This window comes from Subtercola sp. PAMC28395, from assembly GCF_018889995.1.
Taxonomy (GTDB): domain Bacteria; phylum Actinomycetota; class Actinomycetes; order Actinomycetales; family Microbacteriaceae; genus Subtercola.
This window is the reverse complement of the sequence record NZ_CP076547.1, coordinates 2,130,258-2,143,941: the sequence shown is the minus strand read 5'-3', so window position 1 is coordinate 2,143,941 and position 13,684 is coordinate 2,130,258. Positions and strand designations below refer to the sequence as shown.

The following is a 13,684-nucleotide window of genomic DNA, read 5'->3' as shown; positions in this document are numbered from 1 at the left end:
CAGCGCTTGTAGTTTACTGTGGGCCAGCACCAGGGCCCGTGCCACGGCCGGGCCAGCTCGACTCTGCGCGCCGGTCGGGCGCGCAGAAGAACTGACGCAGGTACGGCGAAAGTCCTGAGTCAGGCAGCCACGGTCTGTTGACGGAGCAGCCAGACCAGCAGTGCCTTCTGGGCGTGCAGCCTGTTCTCGGCCTCGTCCCAGATCACACTCTGCGGGCCGTCGATGACCTCGGCGCTCACCTCGTAGCCCCGATCTGCCGGCAGGCAGTGCAGGAAGAGCGCGTCGGGTTTTGCGCCGGCCATGAGGGCAGCGTCGACCTGGTAACCGCCGAAGACCTTCACCCTGGCAGCCTTCTCGTCTTCTTTGCCCATCGAGACCCAGGTGTCGGTGACGACGATGTCTGCGCCCGCAACCGCTTCTGCCGGGTCGGAGAGAACAGTGGCCGACCCTCCGGTTGTTGACGCGATCGTGCGCGCATCGTCCGCGACCACCGGGTCGGGCGAGTATGCCGCGGGCGAGCCGACGCGAACGTGCATACCTGCCGTTGCGCACGCGAGGAGGTAGGACTGGGCCATGTTGCTGGCGCCGTCACCAAGGAAGGCCACGGTGAGGCCGGCGAGTTCGCCCCGGTGCTCACGAATGGTGAGAAGATCGGCGAGAAGCTGGCACGGGTGGAACTCGTCGGAAAGCGCGTTGACCACGGGCACTGTGGTGTTGAGGGCCATCTCTTCGAGGCCCGTCTGGGCATAGGTGCGCCACACGATGGCGGCAACCTGGCGTTCGAGGACTCGTGCCGTGTCTGACGCGGTTTCTTTACCGCTCAGTTGACTGTTCGCGGTGCTGATGATGAGCGGGCTCCCTCCCAGGTCGGCGATACCGACGGCGAATGAGACCCTGGTGCGTGTCGACGACTTGTCGAAGATGACCGCAACGGTCTGCGGGCCAGCAAGAGGCTTCGCTGCGAAACGGTCACGCTTCAGCTCTGCCGCCAGGTCGAGGATCTCAGCCTGCTCGGCTGGTGTCAGGTCGTCGTCGCGAAGAAAGTGGCGGGTCATCGGAGTTGGCCTTCTGGTTCGGGGAGTGCTCCGAGCGCGCGAAGCGCCGCGCTGAAGCGAGTGATGAATGCGTCGACTTCGAGGTCGCGGATGATCAGCGGTGGTGCCATGCGAATGCTCGACTCATTCGCCGCGTTGATGATGAGCCCGGCATCCATCGCAGCGGCCGAGAGCTGAAGGGCAATGGGTTCGGTGAGGCCGAGCCCGATCAGGAGCCCGTGGCCGCGAATCTCACCAATGAGCGGGGAGTTCAGCTCGGCAATACGAGAGCGGAGCTGGATGCCCCGGCGCTCGGCATTGCCCACGAGGTCTTTGTCTTCGATCTCTTCGAGCACCGCGTTCGCCGCGGCGGTCGCGAGCGGGTTTCCTCCGAAGGTGCTGCCGTGCATGCCTCGCTGGAAGAGCTCTGATGCCCACCCGAAAGTCACTAGCGAGCCGATCGGCACACCGCCGGCCATTCCCTTGGCGATCGTCACAGCGTCGGGCTTGATGCCTGCGAGCTCGTAAGCGAACCATCGGCCCGTGCGGCCGATGCCAGTCTGGATCTCGTCGAGAATGAGGAGGACCCCGTGTTTCTCGGTGAGTTCTCGAGCGCGTGCGAGGTAACCCTCTGGCAGGTCGATGACTCCGGCCTCGCCCTTGATCGGCTCGACGAAGAACGCAGCGACCGAGTCGTCGATCGTCGCCTCGAGGGCTTCCATCGTCGAGTCGATGTGCATGACCCCGCCGGGGAGCGGGAGGAACGGCTGCTGCATCTCCGGCTTGCCGGTGAGGGCGAGAGCGCCCATGGTGCGACCATGGAACGAGTTCCTGAGGGCGACTATCGTCTTTCGCGCTGGGGTCGAATTGAGTCGCGCCAGCTTGAACGCTGCCTCATTGGCCTCTGCGCCGGAATTGCAGAAATAGGCACGGCCTTCGGCGCCCGCGCCGGTGATGCGCTTGAGGCGTTCTGCGAGCTCGAGTTGCGGGCGTGTCGAGAAGTAGTTCGACACATGGGCAAGGGTGTTGATCTGGCGTGTGACGGCCTCAACCAGCACGGGGTGCGCATGACCCAGCGAATTGACGGCGATGCCAGCGAGAAAATCGAGGTACTCCTTCTCGTTCTCATCCCAGACGAACGCCCCGCGCCCGTGAGTGAGCAGCGCAAGGGGCCGGCCCATCGTTCGCATCATCGACTCGTCGAAGGTGTCGACCCATGCCCCCGGGGTGAAGCCCGGGGCCGCATGATTGACGGTCACATTCACGTCGGAGGTCACGAGAGTTGCCTTTCGGTTGAGGCTGTTGCTTCGGTTGCTGCTGGTGCTTCGCTGGGTGTTGCCGTGGGGACAGGCGACACTGCGGCATGCGGCACGACTTCTGTTCCGCTCCCGTTCTGAGTGAAGACTTCGAGCAGGATCGAGTGGGGCGTACGCCCGTCGATGATCGCAGCTTTGGGAACGCCGCCGTCGACCGCTTCGAGACAGGCGCCCATTTTCGGAATCATGCCGGATTCGAGCGAAGGGAGGAGGGACCGGAGTTGCTCGACCTCGATGACCGACACAAGCGAATCGCGGTTGGGCCAGTCGGAGTACAGACCGGCGACGTCGGTGAGAATGACGAGCTTCTCAGCCCCCAGTGCAACGGCGAGCGCCGCGGCCGCGGCATCGGCATTGATATTGAGAACCTGGCCCGGTTCGTCACGGTCGGGAGCGATCGAGGAGATGACCGGAATCCGCCCGGCCGCCAGGTGTTCGAAGACCGTCTCGGGATTCACCCCCACCACATCGCCCACGAGACCGAGGTCGACCACTGCACCATCGATCTCGACGAGGCGCTTCTGCCCCTCGAACAGCCCTGCATCTTCACCGGAGAGAGCTGTCGCGAGCGGACCGTGCTCGTTGATGTGGCTGACGATGTCCCTGCTGATCTGGCCGGTGAGAACCATGCGAACGACATCCATTGCTTCGGGGCTCGTGACCCGGTAGCCACCACGGAATTCGCTCTCGATGCCGAGCCTGTCGAGCATCCGTGAGATCTGCGGGCCACCTCCGTGAACGACAACGGGCTTGATTCCTGCATACCGCAGGTAGACGATGTCTTCAGCGAAGGTGCGCTGCAACTCGGGGTCGACCATGGCGTTGCCGCCGAACTTGATCACCATGATCTTGTCGTGGAAGGTTTTGAGCCACGGCAAGGACTCGATGAGTGTCGCGGCCTTCACACCGGCGAGGCCCTGCGCACTCTCGCCCCCCAGGATTTCTGGATCGTTCACGTCGGCCATCAGCTGGCGTACGCGCTGTTCTCGTGAACGTACTCGTGAGTCAGGTCGTTCGTCCAGATGGTGGCAGTGGCGTCTCCGAAGTGGAGGTCGATGATCACTGAAACGGCGCGCGGAGTCAGGTCGATCAGATCCCGGCTCTCGAAGGGTTCGCCTGCCTTGCAGATCTTGACACCGTTGATCGTGACGTCGATGTCGTAGGGGTCGAATGCGGCATCGGTGGTTCCCACAGCGGCCAGCACCCTTCCCCAGTTGGGGTCGTTGCCGAAGATGGCGGCCTTGAAGAGATTGCTGCGAGAGACGGCGCGAGCTACTGCGACGCCGTCGTCTTCGCTCTCGGCGTTCACGACCGTGATGGTGATGTCGTGGCTTGCGCCCTCGGCATCGGCCTGCAACTGAAGCGAGAGGTCCAGGCACAGGGCTGTCAGCGCTGCGCTGAATTCAGCGGGCTCCGGGGTGATTCCGGATGCCCCACTCGCCATCAGCGTGACGGTGTCGTTGGTCGACATGCAGCCGTCGGAGTCGAGCCTGTCGAAGGTGACCCTCGTGGCTTCGCGAAGTGCGGAGTCGAGCCCCGACGGCGAGATGTCTGCGTCGGTCGTGATGACGACGAGCATCGTCGCAAGCCCTGGTGCGAGCATCCCTGCCCCTTTGGCCATGCCACCGATCGACCAGCCATCGCCGACAACGACAGATTGCTTCGCCTTGGTGTCAGTTGTCATGATCGCCAATGCGGCATCTGTGCCGCCATCGGCAGACAACGCGGCGACAACCTCGGGCACTCCCCCGACCACCTTGTCGCGAAAGACCTGGTCGCCCGTGCCGATGAGTCCGGTTGAGCAGACGACCACGTCTCCCGCGGAAACGCCGAGACTCTCGGCTACGGCCTCTGCCGTGAGATGTGTCGTCTGGAACCCGAAGGAGCCGGTGTAGCAGTTGGCTCCGCCGGAATTCAGGATGACCGCCGAGACGGCGCCGTCGAGCAGAGCTTTTTCAGACCAGAGCACCGGGTTGGCCTTGCACCGGTTCGACGTGAAGACAGCCGCCGCTGCCGAACTCGGCCCGCGGTTCACAACGAGAGCAAGGTCACGGGCACCCGTGGACTTCAATCCGCGAACGATGCCCGCTGCTTCGAACCCTGCCGGTGTGGTGACACTCACGGTGAAACTCCATTCAGAGGAAGGCCAAGGGTCTCGGGGAGCCCGAGTGCGATGTTCGCTGACTGGATGGCAGCCCCTGCAGTGCCCTTGACCAGATTGTCGATGGCCGTCACCGTCACAACACGGTCAGCGGCCTCGTCGACCGCGATGCCGATCAGAGCGGTGTTCGCCCCCACCACGTCGGAGATTCGAGGGAAGCGGCCCTCCGGAAGCGCGTGCACAAACGGCTCGTCGGCGTAGGCCGTCTCCCAGGCTGAACGAACGTCGTGCGCAGATACACCGGCGGCGAGTCTCGCCGTCGAGGTGGCCAGGATGCCCCGTGCCATGGGAACGAGAACCGGGGTGAACGAGACGGAGACGGTTGCCCCCGCTGCGGCCGAAAGGTTCTGCACGATCTCGGGGTTGTGCCGATGGGCTCCCCCCACACCGTAGACACTGGCCGAACCGAGGATCTCGCTCGCCAGCAGATCTGTTCGAAGACTCTTGCCTGCCCCGGAGGGGCCGACGGCGAGCACTGCAACAATGTCGACAGGCTGGATGACGCCGGCCCGAAGCCCGGGTGCAAGACCCAGGCTGATGGCTGTGACGTTACAGCCAGGTACAGCAATCCGTTTGACGCCGACGAGTTTCGAGCGCTGGCGCTGGAAGTCCTCGATGAGGAGTTCGGGTAATCCGTACGGCCAGGCGCCGTAGAACTCTCCTCCGTAGAATTTGGACCAATCCGCCTCGTCTGTGAGGCGGTGATCGGCACCGCAGTCGACGACCAGCGTCGCTGGGTCGAGTGTTTCGGTCACTGCTCCCGACTTACCGTGAGGCAGAGCGAGAAAGACGATGTCGTGCCCGTTCAGCACCTCGGGCGATGTCTCGCCGAGTGTCAGGTCACCATAGGTACGCAGGTGAGGATGCAGCGCGATCAACGGCTGGCCGGCGTTCGCGTTCGCCGTCACCGTGCGAACCTCGAACTCGGGGTGAAGGGCAAGAAGGCGCAACAACTCGCCGCCGGCATACCCGCTCGCGCCGGCTACGGCTACCGAAAAAGACATACGCCCAACCTACCGCTCACTCGCGCGACACCGCCCCGAAGCGAAGCGCCGCCTCGGCGACACCGGCGATACGCGCCTCACTGGCCTCGGCCGCAGTGAGCGTGCGCTCTGACGAGCGGAATCGGAGGGCGAAGGTCAGTGATTTGTGCCCTTCTTCGATGCCTGCTGCCCGGTAGTCGTCGACGAGCCGGATGCTCTCGAGCAGTTCACCGGCCCCGTGTGCCAAAGCCTCCCGAACGTCGCCTGCCGGTACGTCAACGGGAACGACAAGCGACACGTCCTGGGTTGCAGCAGGGTACGCCGAGAGCGGAGTGGCCTCGACGCTGCGGGCTGCGAGTGCCATAAGCAGCGAGAGGTCGAGCTCGGCGACAGCAACAACGCGAGGGAGATCGAACTCGTCGGCGAGCGCAGGCAACAGCTCGCCCGCGTAACCCACGGGAATGTCAGAAGTGGCTTCGCTCGATGGGGCCGTCTCTTCGCCATCGTGATGGTTGACGATCGTGGCGAAGAGCTCTGCCGTACGCCCCGGGTGCAACGCTTTGTGGCTACCCTGGCGAACAGTCAGCGTGACATCGAGCGCGTCGGTGAGCAGGCGAACAGCATCGAGTGCGTCCGCGATGCCAAAACCGAGGGCGGGCTGCCCCGGCTGCTTCTCTACCGAGTTACCGAGGAAGAGCATGCCGATGTGCCACGGCTGTGGCGGGATACTGGCGTCCAGCTCAGCGAGGGTTTCCTGGGAGGGACTCATCGCCCCTGGCGGAACCTCGGTTATGCCGTAGCGGATACCCTCCTCCGGTTGGAAGACAGCACCGACTTCGTAGAGTGCGAGGTCTGTCAGGCCTCGTGAGAGGTTGCGGCGCGCAATGTCGATCAACCCAGGAAGGAGCGTTGCCCTCAGGAATGGCACTTCGGCGTCGAGCGGGTTCGCCAACAGGATCGCCGGCACCGCGCTGTCGTCAGGCGACGCGAACAGGGTGTTCGAGGTGCTGGAGACGAAGGGGTACGCGAGGATTTCGGTCAGGCCTGCGGCCGCGAGCGTCTCTGCCGACAGTCGACGCAACCGCTGCTCGCGCGTGAGCCCCCGGCCGGGTGGCGCAGTGGGAAGCACACTCGGGATGCGTGAATACCCCACAATTCGCGCCACCTCTTCAGCGAGGGTCGACTTGTGAGTGAGATCAGGGCGCCACGACGGCGGCGAGACGATCAAACCGTCGTGGCCGTGCTCGAGCGTCGCCCCGATCTCGACGAGTGAGTCGCTGATCTCGTCGTCTGTGTAGTCGACGCCGACGAGCTTCGAGATGTAGCCGTCTGGCAGGAAGATCGCAGAAAGCTCGTCATGGGCATGGAAGAGCGACCCGGCACTCTCAGCCCGACCGCCCGCCAATTCCTCCAAGAGCTGCACGACTCGCGCCGCCGCCGCCGCCGCGACGTCTGGGTCCACTCCTCGCTCGAAGCGTTTTGACGCTTCGCTTGGAAGCTTGTGGCGACGGGCGCTGCGCGCGATGCTGATGGGGTCGAAATTGGCAGCCTCGACGAGCACATTCGTGGTGGCATCGGTGATCTCGGTCTGCAGGCCACCCATGACTCCGGCAAGGCCGATCGCCCCGCTGTCGTCGGTTATCAGAAGGTCTTCCGGGTTCAGAACCCGGGTCTGGCCGTCGAGTGTCATGAGGGTTTCGCCGGGTACGGCACGCCGCACGACGATTCCGCCCCTGATCGTGTCGAGGTCGTAGCCGTGGAGTGGCTGACCCAACTCCAGCATCACGTAGTTGGTGATGTCGACGACCAGCGATATCGAACGGATACCTGCGAGCTTGAGTCTGGCAACCATCCACGCCGGCGTCGGCCGCGTCGCATCGATCCCGCGAACGACGCGGGTCACGAACACCGTGGCTCCGACCCTGCCCCTGATGGGCGCTTGGTCGTCGATGATCACAGAGAACCCGTTCTCCGCGGCCGCGACCGGGAGCACTGCAGCCGGGTCACGGAACACCGCCCCCGTGGCGTGGGCGTATTCACGGGCGATGCCCCTGATCGAGAAGGCATAACCACGGTCAGGAGTGACGTTCACTTCGACGGCGGCATCATTCAGCCCGAGCAGTGCGAGTGCGTCGGTACCGACCTCAGGATCGAGGCCCAGGGTCGACAGCCGCAGAATGCCATCGTGCTCGTCACCGAGCCCGAGTTCACGAGTGGACGCAATCATGCCGTCGGAGACGTGGCCGTAGGTCTTGCGCGCGGCGATGGCGAAGTTTCCGGGTAGCACTGCGCCCGGCAGCGTCACGACGACCTTGTCGCCCACGAAGAAGTTGGGGGCACCGCAGACGATGCCGCGCACATCAGCCCCTCCGTCTGCCGCCGTGTCACCGGCGGCAGCCACCCGAACGCTGCACCACCGGATGGTCTTGCCGTTGCTCTGCGGTTCCTCGGTGAATTCGAGCACTTCGCCTACGACGACCGGGCCCGTGATGTCGAAGTCGTGTGAACCTTCTTCTTCGAGCCCGACGCTAACGAGGGCAGCGTGGACGTCGGCAATCGTGGTGCCTGCCGGGAGTTCGACGAACTCCGCGAGCCAGCTCAGGGGGATACGCATGGGTCTAGACCACCATTCCGAATTGCTGGCTGAACCTGACATCGCCTTCGACCATGTCGCGCATGTCGTTCAGGTTGTTGCGGAACTGGAGCGTTCGTTCGATTCCGACGCCGAACGCGAACCCGGAATAGACCTCGGGGTCGATACCGGCAGAGAGCAGAACGTTGGGATTCACCATGCCGCAGCCACCCCATTCCACCCATCTGGCACCACCTTTGGCGTTGGGTTGCCACACGTCCATCTCAGCGCTCGGCTCAGTGAACGGAAAGTAGTTCGGGCGCAGGCGGATCTTCGCCTCATCACCGAACATCTGGCGCGCGAAGAATTCGAGTGTGCCCCGCAGATGGGCCATAGTCAGCCCCTTGTCGACAGCGATGCCCTCCACCTGGCTGAAGACCGGCGTGTGGGTGGCGTCGAGCTCGTCGGTGCGGTACGTACGACCCGGCGCGATCACGTAGACCGGCAGCTCGCGTTCGAGAAGAGAACGCACCTGCACCGGCGACGTGTGGGTACGCAGCAGCAGGTGCGACTCGACGGGGTCGACGAAGAACGTGTCTTGCATGGCACGGGCCGGATGATCGGGGTCGAAGTTGAGCGCATCGAAATTGAACCACTCATTCTCAAGCTCCGGCCCCTCAGCGATCTCCCACCCCATGCCGAGGAAGATGTCACCGATCTTCTCCTGAAGGAGCGAGAGTGGGTGACGTGCGCCCAGGCGCCGACGCACGGGAAGGGCCGTCACATCGAGCGACTCGGATGCCAGCTGCGCCGCATTCTCCAGCTCGACGACGTCGGCCTCTTTCGCAGCGAGGGCTTGCGTGACCCTACCCCTCGCCTGGCCCACCAGCTTGCCAGCCGCTGACTTCTGGTCGTTGGGCAGCGTGCGCAGCAGGCCGTTCAGACGCGCAAGGGTCGATGCTTCACCCGCGTGCTCAGAGCGTACGGCCCTGAATGACGCCGTGTCGACGATCGAGTCGATCGCGGCAAGTGCGGCAGCGACTGCAGTGGCAACCGACTCGTCGGAAATGGTGAGCTCAGGGGGGAGGGAGGGTTCTGACACGAGACACAAGTTTAGCCAGCTTGCCCGCCCCTGATTTCGGCTGTTCCGCGCCTGTGCAGAAATCTCGAGGCAACGAGCTCGGTGAGGGACGAGTGTTACAGCGCTGAATGCTGGGCGAAAGCACTCTCGTACAAGCACACCGACGCGGCCGTGGCGAGATTCATCGACTCTGCCCTTCCGTAGATCGGCACCGAGATCACCCGGTCTGCGAGAGTCAGGTTCTCGTCGGTGAGACCCCGCGCCTCGTTACCGAACAACCACACGGTCGGCGCGGCCAACAGCCCTGTCGAACGCACCTCGAGGAGGTCGTCACCCTTGATGTCGGCTGCCAGGAGCTGCATTCCGGCCTCGGTCACCCTGCGCTTCACGTCGTCGAGGTTCGCATCGACGGCCACGGGCAGGTGGAACAGCGAACCAGTGGTCGACCGCACCACCTTGGGGTTGTAGAGGTCGACAGAACGGCCGGTCAGAATAACTGCGTCAGCCCCCGCTGCATCCGCAGCCCGGATGATCGTGCCCGCGTTGCCTGGATCGCGAACTTCTTCGAGCACAGCGATGAGGCGCGGCTTCGCCGCGAAGATGTCTTTGACCGCCGTGGGGAACTGGTGGCACACGGCGATGAAGCCCTGCGGCGTGACGGTGTCTGACATCACTTCGAGCACGTGCTCGGAGACGAACTCGACATCGACGCCGGCATCCACTGCCGTTTCGGCGATGTCGGTGTAACGCTCGAGGGCGGTGGGCGTTGCGTACAGTTCGACGACGAGTTGGGGGCTGAACATGAGCGCCTCAGCTACCGCCTGCGGGCCTTCCAACAAAAAGAGCCCGGTCTCAGACCGGGCCCCTTTTTTTGCAAGTTTGGCGACGGCCCGAACACGCGGTGAACGCGGATTATCAAGCATGTGCCAAGTCAAGCAGATATTGAGTTGTTTTTCGGCCAAGGGACGGCAACGAATAATCGCGCCGAACCCGGGCATGCCCCCGGAAAGGGAGCGGTGAGCTACGCTACTGCGTCAGCCTTCGGAGCCGAGGTGTCTTCGGGCAGAGCGGCCTTCGCGCTGGCGACGAGCGCCGCGAAGGTGGCGGGCTCGGTGACGGCGAGGTCGGCCAGGATACGGCGGTCGACCTCGATGCCGGCCAGGTTCAGACCCTGGATGAGGCGGTTGTAGGTGAGGCCGTTGAGACGTGCGGCCGCGTTGATGCGCTGGATCCACAGGCGACGGAAGTCACCCTTGCGGGCGCGGCGGTCGCGGTATGAGTAGACGAGGGAGTGAGTGACCTGCTCCTTGGCCTTGCGGTAGAGGCGCGAACGCTGGCCGCGGTAGCCCTCTGCGCGCTCGAGAATTACGCGACGCTTCTTGTGGGCGTTGACGGCCCTCTTTACTCTTGCCATTTTCTTCTGTCCTTAAATCGTCGTCGTGAGTTCTAGAGGCCGAGGAGCTTCTTGATGACCTTGGCGTCCTGCGGGGCAAGAACCTGGTCGGTGTTCAGGCGGCGCTTGCGCTGGCCTGACTTGACCTCCAGGTTGTGGCGCATGCCGGCCTGCTGCTTCATGACCTTGCCGCTGCCGGTGATCTTGAATCGCTTCTTGGCTCCGGAGTGGGTCTTCATCTTGGGCATTGTTGTCTCCTCGTGGGTTATGGAAAGTTACTCGGCTGCGGGTGTTGCTGCAGCGGTGGTCGGTGCACTGGTGCTTTCGACGCTGCTTGTATCGGCGCTGCTGGGCGCCGGCGCCTCGCGGGGAGCCTTTGCAGCAGCTCGTTGTGCGTTGGCCTCGGCTTTGGCCTCTGACTTGTTCTTCAGGGGGCCGATCACCATGACCATGTTGCGACCGTCGATGGTCGGGCTCGATTCGACAGAACCGAACTCCGAAACGTCTTCGGCAAATCTTTGGAGAAGGCGCACACCCTGGTCGGGGCGTGACTGCTCGCGCCCTCGGAACAGGATCATCGCTTTGACCTTGTCACCGGCCTTGAGAAAGCCTTCGGCGCGTTTGCGCTTGGTCTCGTAGTCGTGAACATCGATCTTCAGACGGAAGCGAACCTCTTTGAGGATCGTGTTCGCCTGGTTGCGCCTGGCCTCTTTGGCCTTTTGGGCAGCTTCGTACTTGAACTTTCCGTAGTCCATGATCTTGGCAACGGGCGGCTTGGAGTTCGGGGCCACCTCAACCAGGTCAAGGTCGGCCTCTTGCGCGAGTCTGAGTGCCACGTCGATGCTGACGACGCCAACCTGCTCACCGGCCGGACCCACGAGGCGGACCTCGGGTACTCGTATACGGTCGTTTGTACGGGGATCGCTGATGCGTTGCTCCTTTGTGCTGACGGATGCCCGGCCGACGCACCACGGCATGAACCGTGGGCACGCAAAACTGAAATCATCCACGCACAAACGACACCGCCGAACTTCGGCAGCACACATCACACACGTACCGCACCCTCATCTGCTCTCGCAGACACCTGCCCTGCTGACGTTCACGAAGCTATTCGTTCTCATCGACGGGGCGGAGTGCAATCAACCCGGTAACCTTGAGGCATCAAGCCAAACGGTCAAGCGCGGGTGGGAGAATCTCCACTTTCGTCTGAAGCCATAATGGCCTCAGAGCCGCATAGAGCATATCAGAGTCTCAGGCCAACATGTTAGAACGGAACCAAATCACTGTGAGCGATGCGTATCTCGAAGACGATTCGATCGGAGCGGCGCGCGACATCGCCGATGTACAGGCCGTCGAAGTCATCACCACGACCGCCGTGCACCTGATGAGCGCCGCTGCGGTGAAGGTCGGGCTTGCCGACGACCCCGAGAACCAGCTCGATCTCGACGAGGCGCGAAAACTCATCATCGCCCTCGCCGGGCTCGTGACGGCAGGGGCTCCGGAGATCGGCGACATGCACGCCCGAAGCCTGCGCGACGGCCTGCGTTCGCTTCAGCTGGCCTTCCGCGAAGCGTCACCCTTCCCCGACGCAATCGGCCAGGGCCCGGGCGAGAAGCTGACCGGGCCCGTCAACTAGCGTGCCCGGCCGGCCGGTTCGGTGGATCTTCGCGGGCCAGCTGGGCTCCGCGTTCGACGATGGCGGCCCGATGCTGCTCATCGAATCGAGGCGGGCACTCGGGCGGGGGCCGATTCACAGGGCGAAAGCGCACCTGCTGCTGTCGGGCATCCGGCATCGAGCCAGGGAGCTGGGCGACAGAGTCGAATTCCACCAGGTCGACACGTACTCCGAGATAGTGGATGGCCGGACCGACCTGGAGGTCATCGACCCCACCTCGTGGCGGGCCAGGCGCAAGGTGCGGCAGATCGGGGCAGCCATCCTGCCGAGCCGGGGTTTCGTCTCGAGCGAAACGGAATTTGCGGAATGGGCGGCCTCACGAGGAGCCAAGCGGCTTCTGCTGGAGGACTTCTACCGGGCGATGCGCCTTCGAACGGGCATCCTGATGGAAGGTGACGGACCGGCCGGCGGCCAGTGGAACTACGACCACAACAACCGCCAGTCCCCTCCGAAGAACGCCGTCAGCCTGGGACTGCCAGACCCCTGGTGGCCGGTCGAGGACGACATCGACGAGGAGGTTCGGGCTGATCTCGACCGCTGGCAGGCCGAGGGATCAGTGACCCTGGTCGGTGACGATGGGCCGCGCAGGTTCGCCGTCACGGAAGGCGAGGCGAACGCGGCGCTCGAGGACTTCGTTTCCGTCAGACTCAACGACTTCGGCCCGTTCGAAGACGCGACTCTCTCAGGTGACTGGTCGATGGCTCACTCCCTGCTGAGCGTGCCCCTGAATCTCGGGCTGCTCGACCCTCGCGCAGTGGTCAACAGGGTGGTGAGCGAATACGACGCCGGCCGCGCGCCACTGGCGAGCGTGGAGGGCTTCGTTCGCCAGATCGCCGGGTGGCGCGACTACGTCTGGCATCTCTACTGGCATCTCGGCGAGAAGTACCCGACGAGCCACAATGGGCTGAACGCGAGGCGGGAACTGCCGATCGAGTTCAGGCGACTCGACGCTGACGCAATCGAGGCGAACTGCCTGGGCGAGAGCTTGCGAGGTGTTCGCGAACGGGGTTGGGCCCACCACATCCAGCGCCTGATGGTCATCGGGAACTGGGCGCTCCAACGCGGCTACGATCCGGTTGCGCTGAATGACTGGTTCGTATCGATGTTCGTCGATGGCACCCCGTGGGTGATGCCGGCGAATGTCATCGGCATGTCACAGCACGCAGACGGAGGCATCGTCGCTACCAAACCGTATTCGGCTGGCGGTGCCTACATCTCGAAGATGACCGACTACTGCGGAAGCTGCCGCTTCGACCCGAAGGTTCGTCTCGGGCCTGATGCCTGCCCGTTCACGGCAGGGTACTGGGCCTTTCTCGACCGGGTCGAGCCGCAGCTCCGCACGAACCACCGCATGGCCCAGCCCCTCGCGGGTCTCCGGCGCCTGCCCGATCGCGAAGCTGTCGTCGCCCAGGAGCGCGTTCGCGAACAGCTCGGCGAATTCACGGCCGTCATCGAGTGATGCTCCCGTA

At 63.9% G+C, this 13,684-nt stretch carries 13 protein-coding genes; 2 read left to right on the top strand and 11 right to left on the bottom strand.

What is annotated here, in order from left to right; translation table 11 throughout:
• Positions 1-119: 119 nt before the first annotated feature.
• From argF to infC, 11 genes are all read right to left on the bottom strand, one after another.
• The gene (gene argF, locus KPL76_RS09895; protein WP_216332889.1) at positions 120-1,055 is read right to left on the bottom strand and encodes an ornithine carbamoyltransferase; all 936 of its coding nucleotides are present in this window, start codon (positions 1,053-1,055) and stop codon (positions 120-122) included.
• Positions 1,052-2,311 (bottom strand): acetylornithine transaminase, encoded by a 1,260-nt coding sequence (locus KPL76_RS09890; RefSeq protein ID WP_256438710.1) that lies wholly within the window; start codon positions 2,309-2,311, stop codon positions 1,052-1,054. Before KPL76_RS09890 ends, argF begins: the two co-directional genes overlap by 4 nt.
• Positions 2,308-3,315 carry an acetylglutamate kinase gene (argB, locus tag KPL76_RS09885; RefSeq protein ID WP_216332874.1) on the bottom strand — a complete coding sequence of 336 codons (1,008 nt, stop codon included), beginning with the start codon at positions 3,313-3,315 and terminating at the stop codon, positions 2,308-2,310. Before argB ends, KPL76_RS09890 begins: the two co-directional genes overlap by 4 nt.
• On the bottom strand, positions 3,315-4,472 hold the full coding sequence (gene argJ / locus KPL76_RS09880) for a bifunctional glutamate N-acetyltransferase/amino-acid acetyltransferase ArgJ (RefSeq protein ID WP_216332872.1): 1,158 nt from the start codon (positions 4,470-4,472) through the stop codon (positions 3,315-3,317). The genes argB and argJ overlap by 1 nt, the downstream gene beginning before the upstream one ends.
• The gene (gene argC, locus KPL76_RS09875) at positions 4,469-5,515 is read right to left on the bottom strand and encodes an N-acetyl-gamma-glutamyl-phosphate reductase (RefSeq protein WP_216332870.1); all 1,047 of its coding nucleotides are present in this window, start codon (positions 5,513-5,515) and stop codon (positions 4,469-4,471) included. Before argC ends, argJ begins: the two co-directional genes overlap by 4 nt.
• Before the next feature lie 16 nt (positions 5,516-5,531).
• Complete coding sequence (gene pheT / locus KPL76_RS09870) at positions 5,532-8,108, bottom strand: phenylalanine--tRNA ligase subunit beta (protein WP_216332869.1); 2,577 nt, start codon at positions 8,106-8,108, stop codon at positions 5,532-5,534.
• 4 nt (positions 8,109-8,112) lie between these two features.
• Complete coding sequence (pheS, locus tag KPL76_RS09865; protein WP_216332867.1) at positions 8,113-9,168, bottom strand: phenylalanine--tRNA ligase subunit alpha; 1,056 nt, start codon at positions 9,166-9,168, stop codon at positions 8,113-8,115.
• A gap of 95 nt (positions 9,169-9,263) precedes the next feature.
• The gene (locus KPL76_RS09860; RefSeq protein ID WP_216332865.1) at positions 9,264-10,070 is read right to left on the bottom strand and encodes an RNA methyltransferase; all 807 of its coding nucleotides are present in this window, start codon (positions 10,068-10,070) and stop codon (positions 9,264-9,266) included.
• A 98-nt stretch (positions 10,071-10,168) separates the two neighbouring features.
• Entirely contained in the window at positions 10,169-10,561 is a 393-nt protein-coding gene (gene rplT / locus KPL76_RS09855) for a 50S ribosomal protein L20 (protein ID WP_216332863.1), read from the bottom strand.
• Between the two features lie 32 nt (positions 10,562-10,593).
• Positions 10,594-10,788, bottom strand: coding sequence for a 50S ribosomal protein L35 (rpmI, locus tag KPL76_RS09850; RefSeq protein ID WP_104243253.1), 195 nt, complete (start codon positions 10,786-10,788; stop codon positions 10,594-10,596).
• 27 nt (positions 10,789-10,815) lie between these two features.
• Positions 10,816-11,517, bottom strand: coding sequence for a translation initiation factor IF-3 (infC, locus tag KPL76_RS09845; RefSeq protein WP_216336330.1), 702 nt, complete (start codon positions 11,515-11,517; stop codon positions 10,816-10,818).
• Positions 11,518-11,825: 308 nt separating this feature from the next.
• On the opposite strand from infC, the gene KPL76_RS09840 reads away from it, so the two are divergent.
• Positions 11,826-12,176 (top strand): DUF1844 domain-containing protein, encoded by a 351-nt coding sequence (locus tag KPL76_RS09840; protein WP_253201986.1) that lies wholly within the window; start codon positions 11,826-11,828, stop codon positions 12,174-12,176.
• 1 nt (position 12,177) lies between these two features.
• Positions 12,178-13,674, top strand: coding sequence for a cryptochrome/photolyase family protein (locus KPL76_RS09835; protein WP_253201985.1), 1,497 nt, complete (start codon positions 12,178-12,180; stop codon positions 13,672-13,674).
• The last annotated feature ends 10 nt before the right edge of the window (positions 13,675-13,684 follow it).

Coding starts and splice junctions, on each gene's coding strand:
- infC (WP_216336330.1), bottom strand. CDS start 11,517: ATGCCGTGGTGCGTCGGCCGGGCATCCGTCAGCACAAAGGAGCAACGC.
- KPL76_RS09860 (WP_216332865.1), bottom strand. CDS start 10,070: ATGCTTGATAATCCGCGTTCACCGCGTGTTCGGGCCGTCGCCAAACTT.
- argF (WP_216332889.1), bottom strand. CDS start 1,055: ATGACCCGCCACTTTCTTCGCGACGACGACCTGACACCAGCCGAGCAG.
- argB (WP_216332874.1), bottom strand. CDS start 3,315: ATGGCCGACGTGAACGATCCAGAAATCCTGGGGGGCGAGAGTGCGCAG.
- pheT (WP_216332869.1), bottom strand. CDS start 8,108: ATGCGTATCCCCCTGAGCTGGCTCGCGGAGTTCGTCGAACTCCCGGCA.
- argC (WP_216332870.1), bottom strand. CDS start 5,515: ATGTCTTTTTCGGTAGCCGTAGCCGGCGCGAGCGGGTATGCCGGCGGC.
- rpmI (WP_104243253.1), bottom strand. CDS start 10,788: ATGCCCAAGATGAAGACCCACTCCGGAGCCAAGAAGCGATTCAAGATC.
- rplT (WP_216332863.1), bottom strand. CDS start 10,561: ATGGCAAGAGTAAAGAGGGCCGTCAACGCCCACAAGAAGCGTCGCGTA.